We start from the raw sequence: 21,200 nt of genomic DNA on the forward strand, positions 1-21,200 counted from the left end.
GTATGAACGGATGCAGACAGGTTATACCAAATATGCGGAAAAGTATTGCTAAAAACCGGGGCAGATAGTACAATTTTTACAGGAAGAGCAGATAAGGAGGCAGAATATGTATAAAAGCTGTATATTTGATTTAGACGGAACCATCATTGATACCATACAGTCCATGACTCACAGCATCAGCCTTACTATGGGCCGCTTTGGATATGCTCCGGTGGATGAAGACCATACCAAGCTGTTTGTAGGCGATGGTTACCGCAAGCTGGTAGAAAGGGCACTCCTTTATTCCGGGGATAAAGATCTGGTCCACTATGAGGAAGCACTTCAGATATATGAAAAGACGTTCCGTGAAAACTGCCTTTATAAGGTGAAGGCATATGAAGGCATGTCTGAATTTTTGGATTTTCTGAAAGATAAAGGAATAAAGATCGGCGTCCTGACCAATAAAGGTCATGAACGGGCGGTAGAATGCGTGGAGTCTGTCTACGGAAAGAATTATTTTGACCAGATCATCGGAGAAGGGAATGGAATTAAAGTGAAACCTGACCCTGCAGGAGCTTTTTTAATGGCGAACCGCTTTAAGCTGCAGCCTTCCCAGTGCCTCTATTTTGGAGATACCAATACAGATATGAAGACCGGTACGAATGCAGGTATGGATACGGTAGGTGTTACATGGGGATTCAGGGACCGGCAGGAGCTGGAAGCATTTCACCCCAGATATATCATTTCCCACCCGGATGAGATTCGTCATGTTTTTGAATAAAAATCCGATTTCATGGAAAATTTAAGGAGAGATACGTAAATGAATCTCTTCTTTTTTTCTTGAAGAGGATGGAGGAAACATGGCAAAATCAAATTTATTAAAGTGGGGACTTGTAATCATAGCTTCTGTCTGGGCTTCCTTAATCGGATCAATGATAGGGTATGCATGGAATATGGCGCATTTGCCGAAACAAATGCCCAAAATCGAAAAACCGGAAGTGAAAATGCCTGAAATCCAAAATACAAACATCAGCATAGAAACCCAGGAAAAAATGGAGGGATACTGGACGGTGGCTGTATTTGGCGTGGATTCCAGAAATGGAACATTGGGAAAAGGGACCAGATCCGATATGCAGATGCTGTTTAATATAAATCTGGGAACAGGAGAAATAAGGGCAGTTTCGGTTTACCGGGATACTTATTTAAGGGTGAATGATATGGGACGCTATGATAAGATTAATGAGGCGTATTTTAACGGTGGTCCTGCACAGGCACTGAAGGCTTTAACGGACAACCTGGATATTGCCATTGATGATTATGCTTCTTTCACCTGGAAAGCGGTTGCAGATGCAATTAATATACTTGGAGGAATCGATGTAGATATCAGCCATGACGAATTCCGTGTAATTAATGGATTTATCACAGAGACAGTAGAATCAACCGGTGTGGGGTCCCATCATTTAAAAAAGGAGGGACCTAATCATCTGGACGGAGTTCAGGCGGTTGCCTATGCCAGACTCAGAAAGATGGATACGGATTTCAAGCGTACGGAAAGACAGAGAACAGTAGCCAATCTGGCGCTGAAAAAAGCGAGAGAGGCGGATCTGCCGACTTTAAACCGGCTGGCGAATGCCATACTTCACCAGATATCCACCAGCGTGGGTATGAAGGATATGCTTCCTATTTTAAAAAATATAAAAAGATTCCATCTTACTGAGACAGAAGGATTTCCTTCAAAGCTTGCAGATGCCAGAATTAACAAGAGGGATTGTGTCATACCCGTGAATCTGGAGGAGAATGTAAAGCGTCTTCATCAGTTCTTGTTTGATGAAGAACAGTATGAACCGTCGGAGCTTGTAAAAAAAACAAGCAGGCAGATTCAGATTAATGTGAAAAACAGGAGATAATTTTACCTATAAGATGTTAAAATCAAACCTTTTCCTTCAGAAAAAAATGTGCTATACTATGCTGATGGAATTAGCCGTAAGAAAGGGAAGGGCAACAGCACTATCATGGATAAAAAACGAAACAAACGTTTTAAGTGGAATGTGAGCCAGACTCAGTATCTGGCTTATGGTTTCTTAGTTATTATTTTGGCAGGAACACTTCTTTTGATGCTTCCTTTCTCCAGCAAGGATGGGCAGTCGGAGAATTTTCTTAATTGCCTGTTTACTGCAACAAGCGCTTCCTGCGTTACAGGTCTCGTCGTTCGGGATACATGGACGCAGTGGTCACTGTTCGGACAGATTGTAATCATGGCGATGATACAGATCGGCGGACTTGGTTTTGTCACGGTTGGAGTATTTATTTCCATCGTTCTAAGGCGTAAAATCGGTCTAAGGGAAAGAGGTCTTTTACAGGAAAGCGTGAATACTCTTCAGATTGGAGGAGTGGTAAGGCTGGCAAAAAGAATATTAAAAGGAACTTTTATTTTTGAAAGCGCAGGGGCAGTTTTACTAGCCATTCGATTTATTCCGCAGTATGGATTTTTAAGAGGCGTATTTTATGGTATTTTTCATTCTGTATCAGCTTTTTGTAATGCGGGATTTGACTTAATGGGAAACATAGAACCTTATAATTCTTTCGTTTCTTATTATGATGACTGGCTGGTTAATCTGGTTATTATGACCCTGATTATTATTGGAGGTATTGGTTTTATTGTATGGGACGATATCTATAAAAATAAATTTCATTTAAAAAAATACCTGCTCCATACGAAGATTGTACTGGTTACTACGTCCATTCTTTTGTTTGGAGGAGCAATGCTTTTCTATTTGCTGGAAAGAAATAACCTTTTGGTGGGCATGAATACAAGCGGTCAGATACTTACCTCTCTATTCAGTTCCGTGACAGCCAGAACGGCGGGATTTAATACGACTGATACACATGCTTTAACAGATGGCAGCAAGCTTCTTACTATCATATTGATGTTTATCGGCGGAAGTCCCGGCTCTACTGCCGGAGGTATTAAGACGACTACCGTGTTTGTACTTCTTATGTGTGTTCACTCTAATATTAAGCAGTCTTATGGGGTGAATGTATTTGGCAGACGTCTGCAGGATGAGGCCATAAAACGGGCGGGAACAATATTGACCATTAATCTTTTCCTTGCGCTTTTTGCTGCTCTTGTTATTATGGCAAATCAGTCTCTGGGCTTTTCAGATATATTATTTGAGGCATTTTCTGCTATTGGTACTGTAGGAATGACAACCGGAATTACCAGAGAGTTAAACACATTTTCCAGAGTGATTATTATACTGCTTATGTATTGCGGAAGGATTGGCAGTTTATCGTTTGCACTGGCTTTTGTACAAAATCACAGAATCGCTCATGTGGAACAGCCCGCAGAAGCAATTAACGTAGGATAAAGGAAAGGGGTATATTCATGAAATCAATTTTAATTATCGGTCTTGGCCGGTTTGGACATCATCTTTGTATTAATATGGCCAGTCTTGGAAATGATATTATGATCGTGGATCAGAAGGAGGAGTGTTTGGAAGATCTGCTCCCCTATGTGAAAAGTGCGAAGATTGGCGATTGCACCAATGAAGCCGTATTAAGGAGCCTTGGCATTTCTAATTTTGATATCTGCTTTGTCTGCATCGGCACGAATTTTCAAAGCAGCCTTGAAATCACCAGCCTGGTAAAGGAGCTGGGAGGCAGAAGGGTTATCAGCAAGGCAAACAGGGATATTCACGCGAAGTTTCTTTTAAGAAACGGAGCAGATGAAGTAATCTATCCGGACCGTGATATTGCAGAAAAGACTGCCGTCAGATACAGCACAGACCATGTCTTTGATTACATTGAACTGACTCCTGAATATTCCATCTATGAGATTCCACCTCTTCCGGAATGGGTGCATAAAAGCATTCGGGAAGTTGATATCAGAAACCGCTATCATATCAGCGTACTGGGAATTAAACGGGATGGCAGGGCGCAGCTTATGCCGCCTGCAGATTATCAGATCCAGGCACAGGAGCATTTAATGGTAATTGGCAGGAGAGAACATATTGATAATATATTGAAAGATTTGAAGTAGAATTTTGGAGGTATTATGTCAGTTTGGCTGGTGAAAAACTGGGCGACAATTATAATATTAGTGATACTTCTGGTTCTGGTATTTTTTGCAGTCCGCAGTGTTTTAAGGAACAGAGGCGGATGCGGATCCGGCGGCTGCGAAAACTGTGCGGGATGCGGTACGGGAAGGAAAAGCCGCAGGAAAAACAAGGATTAAGAAGGAATCTTAAAAGGGAACCGGCAGTTAAATGCCAGTTCCCTTTTGTGGTTCTTACTTTAAATCCAGCTTTAAGTCACCAAATTGAATCCAGCCTGCTTTTCGAAGCAATTCTCCGGCTGCCAGCGAAATAATGGCGGGCAGGACAAAGCAGACAAACAAAATGCCAAGCCACATGGTTTTACCTCCGCCCATGGCTGTATAAACGCCGATTGGTCCCACAAGCCCGCAGGTTCCCATTCCGGAACCGGCTGGAATGTTTTTTAACTGGAACACCATGGTTGCTATGGGACCGGTAATCATAGAGGCAAGGGTAGGAGGGATCCAGATTTTCGGATTTTTCACGATATTTCCCATTTGCAGCATGCTGGTACCAAGACCCTGTGACATGAGACCGCCGACTCCGTTCTCCCGGAATGAAAGGACGGCAAATCCCACCATCTGGGCACAGCACCCGGCAGTTGCCGCACCGCCGGCCAGTCCATCGAGAGATAAAGCGATGCAGATGGCTGCGCTGCTGATTGGCAGCGTCAATGCGATACCGATGAGAGCAGAGACCAGTATTCCCATATAAAAGGGCTGCAGCTCTGTGGCGGTCTTTACAAGGCTTCCGAACCAGTTCATAAATCCTGCCACCCCGGGGCCCACAAACTGTGCAATCAGAACACCGGAAATAATGGTGACTCCCGGCGTTACCAGAATATCCAGTCTGGTTTCCTTTGATACCATTTTTCCAAGTTCTGCGGCAATTACTGTTGCGGCCAGTGCGCCCACGGGACCGCCCAGTGCATTGCCTGCAATACCAACAGTGGCTGCAGAAAATAGTACCAGTGCAGGAGCGTGAAGGGCATAGGCAATTGCGACTCCAAGAGCTGCGCCTGTGGCACTTTTAGCAAAATCTGCAATTACATTGAATAGTTCCAGATGAAACTGCTGGCCCAGAGTGCCGAAGATGGTTCCGATCAATAAAGACGCAAAAAGGCCAAATGCCATAGCACCCAATGCGTCAATAAGATAGGTCTGGACCGTGATTGTGACGTTCTTCCTCTTGAGGAATTCTTTTACGCCGCGTTTCTCCATGGTTAAAACTCTCCTTTTTGTTTGGTGCACACATTTGACCTTTCGTCAAAGCAGTTGCAAGTATTTTATCATAGTATGCCCAAAAATCAAGTTTTTTTTCCAATTGAGGAGAAAATTGATAAAACGTTAACAATATGCGGAGAAAAACCATGGGACCTCTGCTTGACTTTGTCCTCTGTTTGTGACACAATAAGTAGTTGTAATGTTAAACTCTGGAAAGAAAAGAGGTATGGAATCGTATGACAAAGATAGATATTATATCCGGATTTCTTGGAGCCGGTAAAACAACTTTTATTAAGAAACTTCTGCAGGAAGCCATTGCCGGTGAGCAGGTTGTCCTGATTGAGAATGAATTTGGAGAGATAGGAATTGACGGCGGCTTTTTAAAGGATGCCGGCGTTGAAATCAGGGAAATGAATTCTGGCTGCATCTGCTGTTCTCTGGTTGGTGATTTCGGACAATCCTTAAAAGAAGTGCTTACTAATTATCATCCGGACCGAATTATCATTGAGCCATCCGGCGTAGGCAAATTATCCGATGTAATGAAAGCTGTTAAAGATGTGGCAGCTGAAATACAGGTAACGTTAAACAGTGCAGTTACTATTGTAGATGCTCAGAAATGTAAAATGTACCGGAAGAATTTTGGAGAGTTTTTCAACAATCAGATTGAGAATGCCGGCACAGTTGTATTAAGCCGTACAGATATTGCTGCCGCTGATAAATTGGATCTTGCAGTTGATATAATCCGGGAATTGAACCCGGAAGCAGTGGTTGTTACAACACCCTGTGACGAATTAAGCGGAAAGCAGCTTCTGGAAATCATTGAAAAGCCGGATACTATGGCAGAAGATCTGTTAAAGGAAGTGAAAGAACACCACGATCACGATCATGAAGAATGCGGCTGCGGCTGCGGCTGTGGAGGCCATCACCACGACCACGACCATGATCATGACCACGAAGAGGGAAGCTGCGGCTGTGGAGGCCATCACCATGACCACGACCATGATCATGACCACGAAGAGGGAAGCTGCGGCTGTGGAGGCCATCACCACGACCACGACCATGATCACGATCATGAAGGTGGATGCAGCTGCGGTCATGACCACGATCATCATCATGCAGATGAAGTATTTAACAGCTGGGGACTTGAGAATGTGCCTGCAATGAGTAAGGAGACACTGGACCGGATCCTTGACGAGCTTGCATACGGAGATGGCTTTGGTGATGTACTTCGTGCTAAGGGTATGATTCCAGGTCTGGAAAAAGGAACATGGCTTTATTTTGATCTGGTACCGGAGCAGTATGAAATTCGGGACGGTAAACCGGAATACACTGGAAAGGTTTGCGTAATCGGAGCGAATCTGAAAGAAGAAGCGTTAAAACAGGCCTTTGGAAAATAGAAGTATTGGAGGAAATGATGAGTAATATCGACGAAATGGAAGATGATTTTATGCCGGTTTTCCTGATTGATGGATTTTTGGAGTCAGGAAAGACCCAGTTTCTTCAATTCACTATGGAACAGGATTATTTTAAGGCTGAAGGGAAGACGCTTCTGATTGTCTGCGAGGAGGGAGAAACGGAATACAGTGACGAACTGCTGAAACGGACAAAGACGGCTGCCATTTATATTGACAGTCTGGAAGAATTAAACCAGGAAAAGCTACTGGAGCTGGAACTGCTGTATAATCCGGAGAGAGTGCTGATTGAATGGAATGGCATGTGGAATTTAGATGATTTAAAGCTTCCTGATGACTGGAAAGTTTATCAGCAGATCACATTGATTGATATGTCTACCTTTGATCTGTATGCCGCCAATATGAAATCCCTCCTTTATTCCATGGTGCGCAATTCCGAGATGATTATCTGCAACCGCTGCGATGGAATCGAGGATTTATCCGGTTACCGTCGTACATTAAAGGCGATGTGTCCCAGAGGAGAAATCGTATTTGAGGACTCCGAAGGAGAAGTTAATGAGATAGCAGAAGAAGACTTACCTTATGATATCAGTGCAGATCTGGTGGAGATTTCACCGGAGGCATATGGTATCTGGTATCTGGACTGTATGGAGCGCCGGGACCGTTATGAAGGGAAAACTGTGGAATTTACTGCCATGGTATTAAAGACCCCTGAATTCCCAAAGAATTATTTTGTTCCTGGTCGTATGGCCATGACCTGCTGTGAAGACGATATGACATTTCTGGGCTTTATTACAAAATCAAAAGATGCCAGGAGTCTTGAGACAAAACAGTGGGTTCGTGTCAAAGCCAGAATCGCGTATGAATACTGGAAGGATTATGAGGGAGAGGGACCGGTTTTATATGCAGAGTCTGTGATACCAGCCAATCCAGTGAAAGGATTCGTACAATTTTAACCAAACGGATTTTTTATCCTCAATAATTGCAGTTGGAAGAACGTTTTTTATTATTCCAACTGCTTTTTTGGTTCATGGGAGTGATGAAGTTGAAAATATTAAAAAGAGGGCGTCTGAGAGGGGTTGCAGCAGGCTTGTGTTTTCTGATACTTCTGCTGGCAATGAATTTCTGGATTTTTAAGAGTTACCGGGAACATCTGATCGGTATGACTCAGGATAATCTTATGGTGACTGCAAAATCTACTGCCAACAGCCTAAGCATATTTTATAAGGAAAAGCTGGAGGAATTTTCTCTTTTTATTCCAATTGCGGCGGAAAAATCAGATGAACTATATCTAAAGTCATACATTGAATTAAACAGGGATTATATTTCGTCCATTGCATTGCTGGGAGAAGATAAAAAAGTTCTCTCGTTCAGTGGTATCAACTACAAATCGGAAGAAGAAGATGCGGTTAACAGGGCACTTTTGGAATCGGATTTCAGAGAGGGAAAGGCTGTATTACTGGAACCTGTTTTGACAGGAACCGGTCACTTTACACAATTTATGGTTTCCAGGGTGAAGAGAAGGAAACAGAACCGGATTTTCTACGCGGTAGCAGCGATCAATACAGGGGAAGTTTATAAAAAGATCGTTCAGCCAATTAAAGTCGGGAACAATGGATATTCCATGGTGAAAGATTTGTCGGGAATTATTTTAATGCATCCTACGGAGGATCAGATTGGGTTAAATGCGGTAGAGGGGCGTCAGGAAAAATATAAAGACTATAACCTGGATCTGACAGGTCTGAAAGAACTGCTAAAACGGCAGCAGGAGAATGAGGAAGGAAGGGAACTCCTTGACAGCTATTGGTGGAGTAAGCTGACAAAGGCAAGAAAAGTACTTGTTTATACCAGAACTCAAGTTGGGAAACAACAATGGATTGTAAACGTCACCTTAAATTATAAGGAAATTGAAAAGCCTCTGAATCAGGCAGCCCGTTTAAATCTGCTGGCTGCAGCAATCATACTGATCTTGTTCTGGGCATTCCTGTATTATTACATGAAACAAGAGAATCAGACCCGATCCATGGAAATTGAAGTGAAGTATCTGCGGGAGTTAAACAGCACACTAGAGGAGCTGCAGCAAAAGGAGGAGCAGGTCAGGCATGGAAGCAGGCTATGGGAAATAGGGGCTTTATCTGGAATGATCAACCATGAATTTAATAATTATCTCACCCCTATCCTGATCTATGGAGAGTTAATTCTTGGAGATCCGTCGGTGGATACAGCAACCAGGGAAAATGTAGCTGAAATGGTCCAGTCGGCAAAACGGGCGGCGGAAATGACAAAGGAGCTGGCTTCTTATACCAGAAAGGATTCCACCGGGGAAAAACTGGTAGCGGTTAATGTGAAAGAACAGCTGGAACGAAGCCTCAGAATGGTGAAAAAACTAGTGCCAGCCAGTATCCGTCTGGAAAAAGATATCTCCCCGGAAGAATGTTATATTAAAAGCGGTGAGACAATGATTTCCCAGATTATATTAAATCTAAGCACCAATGCGGTCCATGCCATGAAAGGGAAACAGGGCCGTATCACTGTGTCTGCAAAGCACATGATAAAAAAAGAAAGAGAAGTGTATGAGATTACCTTTGAAGATACAGGAATGGGTATGTCTGATGAGGTGAAAGCCCACATTTTTGATCCTTTTTTTACAACGAAGGAAGACGGTGCAGGAACAGGACTTGGTCTCAGTGTTATCAAAGAGCTGATTGAGGCGGCAGGTGGAACCATCTCCGTGCAGTCACAAGCTGAAAAAGGAACGGTATTCCACATTGACCTGCCTCTTTGTCAAAAGGAAGAGGCAACGCTTCGGCGTAGCCGGAATAAAAGAAAGAACGACTTTCAGCGTATCCTGGTGGTAGAAGATGAAGAGGGAGTGGGGAAGGCACTGGTTAAGGGACTGGAAAAAAGAAAATATAAGGTTCAGTTCTGTAAAAACCCGGTAGAAGCTCTTGGGATTTTAAGAAAAGACGCAAAAGATATTGATGTGATACTTACAGACTATTCCATGCCGGAGATGGATGGGATTGAGTTTGCAGGATTGGTACGCTGTATGGGGATTGATGCTAAAATACTTCTCCTCACCGCAGCTTCCAATTATGAAGAACTGTGCAAAAAAGCGGGAAAGAATGTGAATGGAATCTTAGAAAAACCGATTGCTATGATACAGATTGAAGAGGCGCTGGAATCTCTTTTTAGTTCTTAACAGTTATTAAGAAATCAGTCAAAAAATAGTAAGAACCTGTCCGTATATTTAAAATATAAAAATAAAAGGAGAGGTTTCTTATGTTTGTAGCAACAATTGGTTTTATCATGGTAATTGCCATCGTAGCTCTGCTGTTAAAAGGGAAAATGTCACCGATTGTGGTCCTGATTATGATTCCCACCATTGCAGCACTGATTATGGGTTACGGAATTGGAGAAGTGGGCGGTTTTATTAAAGAAGGTGTAAGCAAAACAACCAGTAACGCCATTTTATTTATTTTTTCTGTTGTATTCTTTGGAGTCATGTCAGATGTAGGCGTCTTTGACATTATTGTTAACTTTCTGGTCAAAAAAGCCGGCGCCAATGTAGTGTCCATAACGGTTGCAACTGCAGTAATTGCGATTATTGCGCATCTGGATGGTTCTACAGCCACCACCGTACTGATCAGTATTCCTTCTATGTGGCCGATTTATAAGCGGATGAAAATTCGTCCCCAGGTGCTTCTTTGCATTGTAGCATCTGCCATGGGAGTTATGAATCTGCTTCCATGGGGCGGTCCGACTGCCCGTACTGCTACCGTACTCGGAATGGATGCCACCGTATTGTGGCATATGCTGATCCCTATCCAGATTCTAGGATGCGTTGTTACCATTCTTTTAGCTGCAGTGCTGGGCACTCTGGAAAAGAGAAGAGGAGCGGGTCTTACTGGAGAAGCGTCAGATACCGGCATCCTTGAAGCTGCCGCATCCGATGATCAAAAAGGTCAGGAACTCAAAAGGCCCAAGCTTCTCTGGATTAATATTCTTCTGACAGTAGGGCTGATAGCCGCCCTGATGTTAAATATCACAACCTCTTATGTGCTGTTTATGTTATTTTTATCGGCTGCACTGATTATTAACTTCCCATCTTTAAAGGAGCAGGACAAACGGATTAAAGCTCACGCCCCTACAGCACTGATCATTTCTGCCACAATGCTGGCTTCAGGTGCCATGGTAGGAATCATGAACGGAACAAATATGCTGGATGCCATGGCGAATGCCATCATCAGCATTCTTCCTGAAGCCCTGGGACGCTATATCCATATTGTGTTTGGAATATTAGGTATGCCTCTTGGTATGGTAGTGGGCACCGATGCGTATTTCTATGGAATTATGCCTCTGATTATCGAGGTGGGAACTAAATTTGGAGTATCTGGTTTAAATACAGCGATTGCCATGATGATTGGAAAGAATGTGGTGCTGATGATCAGTCCGCTGGTACCTGCAACTTACCTGGCCATCGGGCTGGTAGATATGGAATTAAAGGATCACATCCGTTTCTGCTTTAAATGGCTGTTCGCAGTGACGATGGTTATGCTTGCAGGTGGTCTGTTAATGGGGGTTGTACAACTGTAGAATCAATCGTATCTGATGATTTGCTTGTTTGCTTTTTTTTCTGGTTTGCTTTATACTGGAGCAGGTACATGCAATAATCGGGGAGTGATAGGAATGACAGACAGAATTTTAGTAATTGATGATGACAGTTCCGTTCGTTTATCGTTAAAACAGGTTTTTGAAAGAGAAAATAAAGCTGTGACTCTGGCAGACAGCGGAACTGCAGCCATTCAGCTGCTGGAACAATATGTTTATGATCTAATTATTCTTGATGTAATCATGGATGATATGGATGGATTTTATGTGGTAAATCTGATCAGGAAGAAAGGGATCTATACTCCTGTTTTGTTCCTGAGCGGACAGATGGAAGAACAGAGCAAGATTCTTGCCATCACTCTGGGAGGAGATGATTACATAACCAAGCCGTTCAGTCTGGAATTGCTGACCACAAAAGCCAATGCGCTGGTCCGCAGAAACAGGGATTATAATCTGGAAGCGAAAAAAGAACTGGTATGCGGAGAATTACGGCTGTCCTTAAGTGATTTCACCTTGAGAAAGGGTGGAAAGCAGATCCTCCTGACGTCAAAAGAACTGGCTTTAATTAAGTTTCTCATGGAAAACCAGAATCAGGTATTCACAAAAGAGCAGCTATACGTGAATGTGTGGCAAAACTCCATTGTGGATGACAATACTATCATGGTGTATATAAAAAGGATACGGGATAAAATAGAAGATAATTCAAAGCATCCCAGATATTTAAAGACAGCCTGGGGGCTTGGATACATATTCAAAGATGAGGTAAAATAAAAAGGACGAATCTCAATTCGTCCTTTCTTTTTATGTTCGGTTTTACAGATCACTTCTCAAGACCAGAGCTGATTTTTACATCGGAGGAACGGGTTTAGGTCTTGCCGGATCGAAAATATCGTTGACATTAAATAAGTCCGACAGGCTGTCCGGATAATAAAACATCCGATAACCGTCTAAATTTCTGCGGGCCTGTCTGAAGTAGTCTGGACCAAGCTGCATCCAGGCAGGCTTACTTGCATCAACGTTACAAAAGTAGCGGAAACCTTTGGATTTTAAATATGTAAACCGTTCATTGCTGTCTGTATAGGGTGTCCAGCTTCCAATATCGCTTCCAAACGGGAAAAGTATGATATCAGTTGGACCAATCAGAGACTCTACATTGCGCTCCCATTTATCAGTATCGGTTTTAAAGTGATTCATGGAAATGGAACCCATGTTCCGGTGTCCCCAGCTATGGGAAGAAAGCTCCCAGCCGTGATCTTTAAGCGCCTGTGCCACCTTCGCGGCTGTCTGGCGGTCTGCTTCGTAATTGGGGTTGGTATCTTTATAGGCTTCGTCTGTCCGGTAGCCGAGGATTCCGTTGTACCCGGTAAAGGCCAGAATTCCTCTTGCTCCCTTGTAGGAAAACCCAGGGTGTGTTTTAATAAAGTTTTCAAGGATCGGAACTAAATCATAATCTCCCACGGAAACACTGCCGTCGTCCATCTTCATCTCACAGGTAGGATAACCGTCTTCTCCAATAATCATGCGGGTGGCAAAGCCGTCTCCCTCCATATATTCATAATAGCATAAATCGTCCTGGGACAGAACAAATGCCTTTTTCCCTGCCGGCAGCATAATATCGCCATACACAAACTTTGGATTACCGTTATCATCCTTCGTTTCGTATGCCAGATCATGGATTTTTACAAGAACATAACCTTTGTCATACATGGACTGCATCATTTTTATAAATTCATCTTTGGTGGTCATCATCTGGTTGTAGCCGTCCTGCTTGGAATCACCGTCAAAAGCCTTTGCTGTATCCATAATCAGTGAATGGAAGAATACATGGGTGACATCAAGAGGATTAATCCGGACAAGTGCAGACTTAGAAGTCTCGTAGCTGTTAACGGCTGAAATGACTTCATCCTTTGCTGCAAACCTGGAATCAGATTTTAAAAGGTTTATGGCTCCATCGTAATCGTATTGGGAAGCAAGCTGTTCGGCATTTGATAAAAGCGCTGTCAGTTCGTCTGCTTTTGAAGTGTCCGCTAAGGAAGGTTCCTCAGAAGAGGGCTGTGATTCGCTCTCGGAAGAAACGGCTGCAGCAGAGGAATCAGAAGGCAGAATCTTGTTCTGCATATTCTTACTGATAATAATCCCGCAGAGTATCACAACCAATATAAGCAGCAGTCCCACAAGGATGACCGCCAGAAGATTTTTTGAGTGTTTTGGCCCTTTTCCAACATTCCATTTACGGAAATCATTTTGATTCATAATGAAACCTCATAATTCTATTATATTTTGGATGAAACAATTACTACAATAATATTCCCTGTCCAAGTATAGCATACTTTGTAGAAAGATGAAATGAAAATGAAGTAAATTTTTTTGGGAAAAGTGGCATATGAACGGGAAGCAGTCCCATACAATGGTATAAAGCGATTGACCAGAGGAACGTGTATAACATGAAAAGAGTTACAGCATTTTTATTAAGCTTTTTTCTGCTATTTTCCTGCTTATGCCAGACTGTGGCCGCGCAGGAACCGGATATAGCGGTTGCCTCGGACATGATTGTAAAAGCGGAAGAGGCCCAGGCGGTTAATACAGAAGGCGGACCCACCCTGCAGTCTCCAAGCGCGGTTTTGATGGAAGCATCTACCGGGCAGGTCATATACGAGAAGGATGCGGACGAAAAAAGAAGCCCTGCCAGCATCACAAAGATTATGACGTTGATTTTGATTTTCGATGCTCTGGATTCAGGGAAAATCAAACTGACTGATGAGGTTGTGACCAGTGCTCATGCAAAATCTATGGGCGGATCACAGGTGTTTCTGGAAGAGGGAGAAGTACAGACCGTTGAAACCCTGATTAAATGTATCGTTGTGGCTTCTGGCAACGATGCTTCCGTTGCCATGGCAGAATACATAGCGGGAACTGAAGATGAATTTGTAAAGATGATGAATGAGCGGGCTGCCGGTCTGGGAATGACAAATACCCATTTTGAGGACTGCTGTGGTCTTACGGAATCTCCCACACATCTTACCACCGCCAGAGACATTGCTATTATGTCAAGGGAACTGATTAACAAGTACCCGCAGATTCATAATTACTCTACAATCTGGATGGAGAACATTACCCATGTGACAAAACAGGGAACAAAGGAATTTGGCCTGTCCAATACCAATAAACTGTTAAAAATGGCAACAAACTTTCAGGTAACCGGCTTAAAGACCGGATCTACCTCCATTGCAAAGTACTGTCTCTCTGCGACTGCGCAAAAGGATGGTGTCCGTCTGATTGCCTCTATTATGGCTGCACCGGATTATAAAGTGAGATTCGCAGATGCCCAGACGCTGTTAAATTATGGCTATGCAAACTGCAAACTATATGAAGATAAAGAGATGCTTCCCCTTCCGGATATGATTGTAGATAACGGGGTAGACGAGATAGTTCCCTTAAAATACGGCGGTTCTTTTTCCTATCTAAGCCTGAAGGGGGAAGACTTCACTGCAATTGAAAAGAAACTGGAGCTGGTTCCTTCTGTGACTGCACCCATAGAAGAGGGTCAGCCTGCAGGAAATCTGGTATACACTCTTGGCGGAAAAAAGATTGGTGAGGTGCCGGTTCTGACAGCAGGAGCTGTGCGGGAGGCGAAGTTTGGAGATTATTTAAAACGTCTGCTGCATGTGTTTGGTTTGTAGAAAAAAAGAATTATGCAGATGTCTGCACGTCTGGTTTTGGATTATAGCAGCAGGTATCCTTTTGATTTCTTACAGAGGATACCTGCTGTTATTTATGCTTTTTGTGAAGTGATAAGACCATACGGTTAGTTTAAATAAAGACTGTACAAAGATATATTAAATCTATAACAGAGTTGAAAGATATAATTGCTGTAAAGCTTAAAGCTAATATTTATTTAATTCGTATCCAATATTTTAAATTTTTTCTTTGCATATAAGTATGTAAATATTAGGAAAACATTACAAATTATCATTTAATATTTAATTATTTATTGAAAATTTAGTAAAATTATTAAATCCATTGATTTGGAAAAAAATGTCTGTTATATTAAAGACGTAACTATAAGTTCGAGTAAAATTATTAAATAAAAAAACAATCTGGAAAAGGTACTACTACATTTAAGTAATTAAAAGATAAAGGAGCAGAATTGTTCTGCTCCTTTCTTAATATGAAAGGTACAGTTATTATGAAAATTAAATTTTTATTTTTATTATTATTTATTTCATTATTTATATCAGGGTGTAAAAGTGAGCAAAGTAACAAATATGAAAAAAATGCTGAGGTTGAAGGTATATCATTAGATAATAAGCTAAATGAATATACAGCTCATTATACTGATGCTGAATACAAATATGGTGAAGAGATCTATGGTCAGTCAGTTCGGATAGATTTAAAAAAAGACGATTTTGCTAATATTTCCAATTCCGACTTCGCAGACTTTGTAAGAATAAGCAGTAAAATGAATGATAATATTGTCATTGCATTTGAAGACAATACGGCAATTATTTTTACTAATACTTATGAATATGGCAAATATGGGAAGTGGGATACAAATCTTGGAATAACAGAATTAATTGGAGAATATAGTTTAGATGAAAATAATCATTATTTATATAATGAATTAACTAAACAATAACATGGGGCATAAAAATACTATGCCATATAATGATTTTATATCAGCCCTGCGAGAGCAGGGCATAGGTAACAGACGATGCTGAGTTAGAAGATATAACCACCAATAGAAGTACAACAGAGGTGCTTGTGTGCCGAAGGTATTCATTTATTTTTTCGATATTCTCCGGGAGTCATATGAAAAGTTTCTTTAAAAATCCGGTTAAAGTGCTCCGGATTTGTATAACCAATTATTTCGCAGATGGAAGAGACGCTTAAATTTGTAGTCTTAAGTGCCCGGCAGGCTTTTTCCAGACGTATATTCCGGATAAGCTTAACGAAGGTCTGGCCTGTATGTTCCTTGACCAGCTTGCTGAAATGGGGGACCGAAAAGCCGAAATATTCTGCAGCAGAGGAAAGCGTAATATCCATAAAGTGTGTCTGAAAGTAATTCAGGATATCAGGCAGGGCAAGGTTTTTATGGGTGGTATTTAAAAAGCTTTCCAGATGCTTTTCATGCCGGCGCAGCAGGATCGCCCAGAATGTGAGAAGATAACTGTCAAGTAAGGGATCAGAGTACTTTTCGTGTCCGTAGAATTCAATATAAATGTCTTCGATTAGATTGCAGATTACCTCATCTGACCGGGTATGAAACAGCAGGTAATTATTTTCCGTTTTTTTATACAAGGTATAGGCAAAAAAGTGGGACAGGGCATTGTTGTTGGCAAACAGCTCAAAAAAGGTTGAATGGAAGGCATTGGTTTTAATCATGATATTAATCACGACACTGTCATCAAATACGGCAATGCTGTGCCTTGTTTTAGGAGGAATAATGCATAAATCTCCGGTTTTGCACACTCTTTTTTTCCCCTGAATGGTATTGGAGCAGGCGCCGGAATACACGTAAAAGCATTCATAAAATTCATGCTCATGAATAAATTCCGGAGTATAGCGGTTATGTTTATTAATGTAAATATTCTGTGAGGAGGATTTAAAGAATGCGTTTTCAGAGATATATGGATGCCAGATTGGGTGCAGGCAGGGAACATATAGCTGGCGCCGTTCAATATATTCCTGGTCCAATGAATCCACATAGGAGGGAAAAGTCTGGGGAGAGCGCTGTTCCGCCTCAAAAAGACGGCGGTAAAATTCTTCATCTTCATCATATGAAACGATAAATTCTTTAAATTTCTTCTTGTTTATTTTCATGACAGCTTCCTCCGGGCGTAATCTTTTCATAAGTGTACCATGTTAAAAAATATCAAGTCAATAACATAAATTAGTCATTAGTCAAAACCTTTGCATGATGATAGTATACAACTATCAATAAATAAGGAGAGACTGAGAAGATGGATACGTTTGAAAAAGAGATTAAAAAAAGCAAGTGGAGGCAGCGAATTGGTTATGGCTCTTCTGATTTTGCCTGTAATCTGATCTGGCAGGTGATTTCATTATACTTATTATACTTTTATACAGATGTGATGCATTTAAATGCAGCGGCAGTAAGCGTCATGTTTCTGGTAACTAAAATTTTTGATGGATTTACAGATCTGGCAGTGGGGATTCTTATAGACAGAACCAATACGAAATGGGGGAAATCCAGACCATGGATTTTTGCTGGTGCGGTGCCATTTGCAGTGACTGCATTTCTGGCATTCAGCGTACCGGATATTTCACAGAAGGGGATGCTCATTTATGCATATGTAACCTATATGCTATTATCTCTTGCCTATACCATTGTAAATATTCCTATGGCCTCCATACTGCCGTCTCTGACTGCTGATCCGCAGGAGAGAACCAACCTGGCTGCCAGCCGTGTGTTTTTCTCTTATATGGGTTCTACTGTAGTATCTGCCTTTGCTCTCAGGATGGTAGACCGTTTTGGCAACGGAAATGAAGCTGTAGGATTTCGAATCGTTATGATGATTTTTGGTATTGCAGGCTGCCTGGTATTCTTCTTCTGTTTTTATAACACAAAAGAGAGAGTGCGTATCAATGAAGAAAAGGTAAGCCTGAAGGCCAGTATTTACTGTCTGATTCACAATAAGCCATGGTTATTGTTTGCCGCCAATATTATCTGGTTTTTCGGCGGTTTTATAATTCAGGCAGGGGCCATCATATATTACTTTACTTATAACCTCAACAATAAAGAACTATCAAGCGTGGCTGCGACCATTACAACTTTAATACCTGTTGCTACAAATCTCAGTGTTCCGTTTTTGGCTCGTATGACTTCAAAAAGAAATCTGATGATAACAGGCTCTGTATTTCACGGAGCCGGACTTCTCATTGTTTTTGCAGGAGGAACCTCAGTTCCTGTTGTAATTGCAGGCGTGACAGTTGCAGCCCTGGGATATGGACTGAAGGGAAGTATGCATTTTGCCATTCAGCCTGATCCGGTGGATTATGGTGAATGGAAATCAGGAGTTAACATTGCAGGAACCATGTCGGCAGTAAACGGATTTATAGGCAAGGTGGGAATGGCGGTCGCAAGTTCTGTGGCAGCAGCACTTTTGGCATCAAGCGGTTATGTGGCAAACGCACAGGTTCAGACAGGCTCTGCTTTAAATGCCATCAGTGCCATGTATATATGGATCCCGCTTGCAGCCAATATATTGACTATCATTACTTTTCTTATGTATGATCTGGATAAAAAGCTTCCGCAGATTAACAGAGAGTTAGAGGAAAGAAGAGTGGCAAAACGTTAAGAAAGGAATAATTATGGCGGCAGTCAGTATTGATTTAAAAATGAAAAGAGTTACCAATAAGGCGTTTGTAGAGAAAGCAAAAAAGCTGGAGGGCAGGTTGATAGAAAATATTGTAAAACCGGTTGGGATTGTAACTGTGGATGAAAAAGGGGAAATCCATCCAGGAGCAAAGCTTAAAGATTTATCCGGTATTTTACTGAAAAAAGGAGATTCTATTGTTCTGGATTTTGGAGATCATCAGGTAGGCTATGTCAGTTTAAAGTTAAAATCAGCCGGAAGTCCTCAGGACGCACCTGCTTACTTAAGGCTGAAATTCGGTGAAATTGCCAGAGAAATGATAGAAAATTCCGAGGAATACAATGGCTGGATCAGCAGGGGTTGGATTCAGGAAGAGTATATACATATTGATGTACTTCCCGCATGTCTGGAGCTGCCGAGAAGGTATGCGTTCCGCTATCTGGAGATTTATGTGGTGGATACTTCTTTAAAATATCAGGTGGCAGTGGAGGAAATTATATGCAGGGCCGTTTCGGCAGTTAGTATGGAAGGGGTGGCATGCGTTGCTGATCCGCTAATGAGACAGCTGGACAGAGTAAGCTTACGGACTCTTCAAAACTGTATGCAGTCTGTGTTTGAGGATGGTCCCAAACGTGACAGACGCCTTTGGCTGGGGGATTTAAGGCTGCAGGCACTTGTTAATTACGAAACCTTCAAAAATTATGATATGGTCAAAAGATGCCTCTATCTGTTCGGCGGACTTACCAGAGATGATGGAGCCATCGGCGCCTGTGTTTTTACAGAGCCGGAGTATCTTGTAGATGATACTTTTTTGTTTGATTATTCTCTGTTTTTTGTATCTACTCTGAAGGACTACTATGAGGCTTCAAAGGATCTGGAGACATTAAAGGAACTTTGGCAGCCGGCTTACCGGCAGATTGAACTGGCAAGAGAGCGTTTCAATAATAACTATATAATTGAAGGCAGCGATAAGTTCTGGTGCTTTGTTGACTGGAAAGAAGGACTTGACAAACAGGCAAGTGCTCAGGCAATCTATATCTATACCTTAAATGCAGCAATTGAACTTGCTAAGATCCTGGGAAAAAAAGAGATTGCAAAGCAATTACAGGAGGAAAAGGGGTATTGCAGCAGTGCGGCTTTGAAGTATTTATGGGATGAAAAGCTTAATGTGTTTATCAGCGGGGCTAACCGTCAGGTTTCTTATGCAAGCCAGGTATGGATGATACTGGCAGGTGTCATAAAAGGTGAAGAGGCAGGTGCGCTCATAAAACGAATTACTGAGATCAATCCCACTATGGGGATGGTGACGCCCTACATGAATCATCATTATGTGGAGGCACTGATTCTGTGCGGGGAAAAGAAAATGGCGGTGGATTATATGAAATATTACTGGGGAGGAATGCTTTCTCAGGGGGCAGATACATTCTGGGAATTGTATAATCCGGATAATCCGGAAGAATCTCCCTATGGTTCATCGGCTGTAAACAGCTATTGCCATGCATGGAGCTGTACTCCGGCCTACTTGCTGCGAAAACTGGAGATGGAGGATAAGGATGGAATATCTGGTAATTGATGCAGGCGGTACGTTTATTAAGTATGCACTTATGAATGAAGGCGGGGAATTTATTGAAAAAGGCAAAGTTAAGACAAAGGTTTATAAAAGAGATGAACTGGAGGATTATCTGGAAACCCTGCATTCCATTTTCAAAAAGTATAAAGACAGGGCAAAAGGCATCGCCATGAGTGCTCCCGGAATATTAGACAGTGAAACAGGATACTTCTATACAGGCGGGACGCTAAGCTGTGTTTCAGGTCATAATATGGTTGAACTGCTTCAGGAAAGATGCAAAGTGCCGGTTACAATTGAAAATGACGGAAAATGTGCGGCTCTGGCAGAAAAATGGATGGGGAATCTGAAAAATATAAATAACGGGATTGTGCTTGTGCTGGGAACCGCTGTCGGAGGAGGTCTGATCATCGATGGAAAGATTTATAAGGGAACGCATTTTTCTGCAGGAGAATTCAGCTACATGGCAGTAGCTGATGAAAATCTGGATCAGATGACCGGTTATTGGGGAACAACTGGAGGAACTCCGGCACTGATAAAAGCGGTGTCAGAAGAAACAGGAATTCCAAAGGAAGAGCTTGATGGAATCCGGATCTTTGAGATGGCAGAACAGGGAAATCCGGAAGTATTAAAGGGGTTAGAACGCTATACGAGACAGCTTGCGGTTCGGATTTATAATTTACAGGTACTTTTTGATGCGGAGCTTGTGGCAATCGGTGGCGGTATCAGCAAGCAGCCTCTTCTGATTGAGTATATCAGAAACCATGTGGAGAAATTTTGCAATGAGAATCCTCTTCGGAAACTATCTCCCTTTTTACCCAAACCGGAGGTCACTGCCTGCCGCTTTTTCAATGATTCCAATCTCATTGGTGCCCTGTATCACTACATAAAGAAGAACAATATCGATTACAGCTCACACTGATGGGTAAGACTGGCTACTATTTGACACCTTTTACGCTTTTTTGCATAAAGGTGTC

18 protein-coding genes are annotated in these 21,200 nt (G+C 42.1%); 15 read left to right on the plus strand and 3 right to left on the minus strand.

Annotated elements, in window-relative coordinates:
• Positions 1–106 precede the first annotated feature (106 nt).
• From CRO04_RS21045 to CRO04_RS21065, 5 genes are all read left to right on the plus strand, one after another.
• Complete coding sequence (locus CRO04_RS21045) at positions 107–760, plus strand: HAD family hydrolase (protein WP_097006214.1); 654 nt, start codon at positions 107–109, stop codon at positions 758–760.
• Positions 761–839: 79 nt separating this feature from the next.
• Positions 840–1,886 (plus strand): LCP family protein, encoded by a 1,047-nt coding sequence (locus tag CRO04_RS21050; RefSeq protein ID WP_097006215.1) that lies wholly within the window; start codon positions 840–842, stop codon positions 1,884–1,886.
• A gap of 105 nt (positions 1,887–1,991) precedes the next feature.
• Entirely contained in the window at positions 1,992–3,347 is a 1,356-nt protein-coding gene (locus CRO04_RS21055; RefSeq protein WP_097006216.1) for a TrkH family potassium uptake protein, read from the plus strand.
• A 17-nt stretch (positions 3,348–3,364) separates the two neighbouring features.
• Positions 3,365–4,018 carry a potassium channel family protein gene (locus CRO04_RS21060; protein ID WP_097006217.1) on the plus strand — a complete coding sequence of 218 codons (654 nt, stop codon included), beginning with the start codon at positions 3,365–3,367 and terminating at the stop codon, positions 4,016–4,018.
• A 15-nt stretch (positions 4,019–4,033) separates the two neighbouring features.
• Positions 4,034–4,213, plus strand: a complete 180-nt coding sequence (locus tag CRO04_RS21065; RefSeq protein WP_097006218.1) for a FeoB-associated Cys-rich membrane protein — start codon at positions 4,034–4,036, stop codon at positions 4,211–4,213.
• Between the two features lie 54 nt (positions 4,214–4,267).
• Here the strand turns inward: CRO04_RS21065 and CRO04_RS21070 are convergent, their stop codons facing one another.
• Entirely contained in the window at positions 4,268–5,293 is a 1,026-nt protein-coding gene (locus tag CRO04_RS21070; protein ID WP_097006219.1) for a PTS transporter subunit IIC, read from the minus strand.
• Positions 5,294–5,532: 239 nt separating this feature from the next.
• On the opposite strand from CRO04_RS21070, the gene CRO04_RS21075 reads away from it, so the two are divergent.
• The 5 genes from CRO04_RS21075 to CRO04_RS21095 all read left to right on the plus strand — a co-directional run bounded on the left by CRO04_RS21075 (position 5,533) and on the right by CRO04_RS21095 (position 12,090).
• Positions 5,533–6,693, plus strand: a complete 1,161-nt coding sequence (locus CRO04_RS21075; protein WP_097006220.1) for a CobW family GTP-binding protein — start codon at positions 5,533–5,535, stop codon at positions 6,691–6,693.
• A 17-nt stretch (positions 6,694–6,710) separates the two neighbouring features.
• Positions 6,711–7,664 (plus strand): GTP-binding protein, encoded by a 954-nt coding sequence (locus CRO04_RS21080; RefSeq protein WP_242974592.1) that lies wholly within the window; start codon positions 6,711–6,713, stop codon positions 7,662–7,664.
• 89 nt (positions 7,665–7,753) lie between these two features.
• Entirely contained in the window at positions 7,754–9,910 is a 2,157-nt protein-coding gene (locus CRO04_RS21085) for an ATP-binding protein (protein WP_166432629.1), read from the plus strand.
• A gap of 80 nt (positions 9,911–9,990) precedes the next feature.
• A complete protein-coding gene (locus tag CRO04_RS21090) occupies positions 9,991–11,304 on the plus strand; it encodes a CitMHS family transporter (RefSeq protein ID WP_097006222.1) in 1,314 nt (437 codons plus the stop codon).
• Between the two features lie 93 nt (positions 11,305–11,397).
• Entirely contained in the window at positions 11,398–12,090 is a 693-nt protein-coding gene (locus tag CRO04_RS21095) for a response regulator transcription factor (RefSeq protein WP_166432630.1), read from the plus strand.
• A 75-nt stretch (positions 12,091–12,165) separates the two neighbouring features.
• Here CRO04_RS21095 and CRO04_RS21100 read toward each other — a convergent pair whose 3' ends face one another.
• Positions 12,166–13,572 (minus strand): polysaccharide deacetylase family protein, encoded by a 1,407-nt coding sequence (locus CRO04_RS21100; RefSeq protein WP_097006224.1) that lies wholly within the window; start codon positions 13,570–13,572, stop codon positions 12,166–12,168.
• 191 nt (positions 13,573–13,763) lie between these two features.
• Between CRO04_RS21100 and CRO04_RS21105 the strand changes: the two genes are divergently transcribed.
• Both CRO04_RS21105 and CRO04_RS21110 read left to right on the plus strand, forming a co-directional pair.
• Positions 13,764–14,999 carry a D-alanyl-D-alanine carboxypeptidase family protein gene (locus CRO04_RS21105; protein ID WP_097006225.1) on the plus strand — a complete coding sequence of 412 codons (1,236 nt, stop codon included), beginning with the start codon at positions 13,764–13,766 and terminating at the stop codon, positions 14,997–14,999.
• A 506-nt stretch (positions 15,000–15,505) separates the two neighbouring features.
• The gene (locus tag CRO04_RS21110) at positions 15,506–15,955 is read left to right on the plus strand and encodes a hypothetical protein (protein WP_166432631.1); all 450 of its coding nucleotides are present in this window, start codon (positions 15,506–15,508) and stop codon (positions 15,953–15,955) included.
• Positions 15,956–16,095: 140 nt separating this feature from the next.
• Here CRO04_RS21110 and CRO04_RS21115 read toward each other — a convergent pair whose 3' ends face one another.
• Positions 16,096–17,139, minus strand: coding sequence for an AraC family transcriptional regulator (locus tag CRO04_RS21115; protein WP_166432632.1), 1,044 nt, complete (start codon positions 17,137–17,139; stop codon positions 16,096–16,098).
• A gap of 140 nt (positions 17,140–17,279) precedes the next feature.
• On the opposite strand from CRO04_RS21115, the gene CRO04_RS21120 reads away from it, so the two are divergent.
• The 3 genes from CRO04_RS21120 to CRO04_RS21130 are packed head-to-tail and all read left to right on the plus strand — an operon-like array spanning position 17,280 to position 21,145.
• Positions 17,280–18,638 (plus strand): glycoside-pentoside-hexuronide (GPH):cation symporter, encoded by a 1,359-nt coding sequence (locus CRO04_RS21120; protein WP_097006228.1) that lies wholly within the window; start codon positions 17,280–17,282, stop codon positions 18,636–18,638.
• A gap of 13 nt (positions 18,639–18,651) precedes the next feature.
• Positions 18,652–20,229, plus strand: a complete 1,578-nt coding sequence (locus CRO04_RS21125) for a cellobiose phosphorylase (RefSeq protein ID WP_207654495.1) — start codon at positions 18,652–18,654, stop codon at positions 20,227–20,229.
• Positions 20,210–21,145, plus strand: a complete 936-nt coding sequence (locus tag CRO04_RS21130) for an ROK family protein (RefSeq protein WP_097006230.1) — start codon at positions 20,210–20,212, stop codon at positions 21,143–21,145. Before CRO04_RS21125 ends, CRO04_RS21130 begins: the two co-directional genes overlap by 20 nt.
• Positions 21,146–21,200: the final 55 nt, after the last annotated feature.

This window comes from Lacrimispora amygdalina, from assembly GCF_900205965.1.
GTDB classification, from domain to species: Bacteria; Bacillota; Clostridia; order Lachnospirales; family Lachnospiraceae; genus Lacrimispora; species Lacrimispora amygdalina_A.

Bases quoted from the DNA above. Each gene is read 5' to 3' on its own strand.
- CRO04_RS21075 (WP_097006220.1), top strand. From the start codon at position 5,533: ATGACAAAGATAGATATTATATCCGGATTTCTTGGAGCCGGTAAAACA.
- CRO04_RS21115 (WP_166432632.1), bottom strand. From the start codon at position 17,139: ATGAAAATAAACAAGAAGAAATTTAAAGAATTTATCGTTTCATATGAT.
- CRO04_RS21130 (WP_097006230.1), top strand. From the start codon at position 20,210: ATGGAATATCTGGTAATTGATGCAGGCGGTACGTTTATTAAGTATGCA.
- CRO04_RS21120 (WP_097006228.1), top strand. From the start codon at position 17,280: ATGGATACGTTTGAAAAAGAGATTAAAAAAAGCAAGTGGAGGCAGCGA.
- CRO04_RS21095 (WP_166432630.1), top strand. From the start codon at position 11,398: ATGACAGACAGAATTTTAGTAATTGATGATGACAGTTCCGTTCGTTTA.
- CRO04_RS21065 (WP_097006218.1), top strand. From the start codon at position 4,034: ATGTCAGTTTGGCTGGTGAAAAACTGGGCGACAATTATAATATTAGTG.
- CRO04_RS21080 (WP_242974592.1), top strand. From the start codon at position 6,711: ATGAGTAATATCGACGAAATGGAAGATGATTTTATGCCGGTTTTCCTG.
- CRO04_RS21055 (WP_097006216.1), top strand. From the start codon at position 1,992: ATGGATAAAAAACGAAACAAACGTTTTAAGTGGAATGTGAGCCAGACT.
- CRO04_RS21100 (WP_097006224.1), bottom strand. From the start codon at position 13,572: ATGAATCAAAATGATTTCCGTAAATGGAATGTTGGAAAAGGGCCAAAA.
- CRO04_RS21125 (WP_207654495.1), top strand. From the start codon at position 18,652: ATGGCGGCAGTCAGTATTGATTTAAAAATGAAAAGAGTTACCAATAAG.
- CRO04_RS21090 (WP_097006222.1), top strand. From the start codon at position 9,991: ATGTTTGTAGCAACAATTGGTTTTATCATGGTAATTGCCATCGTAGCT.
- CRO04_RS21105 (WP_097006225.1), top strand. From the start codon at position 13,764: ATGAAAAGAGTTACAGCATTTTTATTAAGCTTTTTTCTGCTATTTTCC.
- CRO04_RS21045 (WP_097006214.1), top strand. From the start codon at position 107: ATGTATAAAAGCTGTATATTTGATTTAGACGGAACCATCATTGATACC.
- CRO04_RS21050 (WP_097006215.1), top strand. From the start codon at position 840: ATGGCAAAATCAAATTTATTAAAGTGGGGACTTGTAATCATAGCTTCT.
- CRO04_RS21060 (WP_097006217.1), top strand. From the start codon at position 3,365: ATGAAATCAATTTTAATTATCGGTCTTGGCCGGTTTGGACATCATCTT.
- CRO04_RS21070 (WP_097006219.1), bottom strand. From the start codon at position 5,293: ATGGAGAAACGCGGCGTAAAAGAATTCCTCAAGAGGAAGAACGTCACA.
- CRO04_RS21110 (WP_166432631.1), top strand. From the start codon at position 15,506: ATGAAAATTAAATTTTTATTTTTATTATTATTTATTTCATTATTTATA.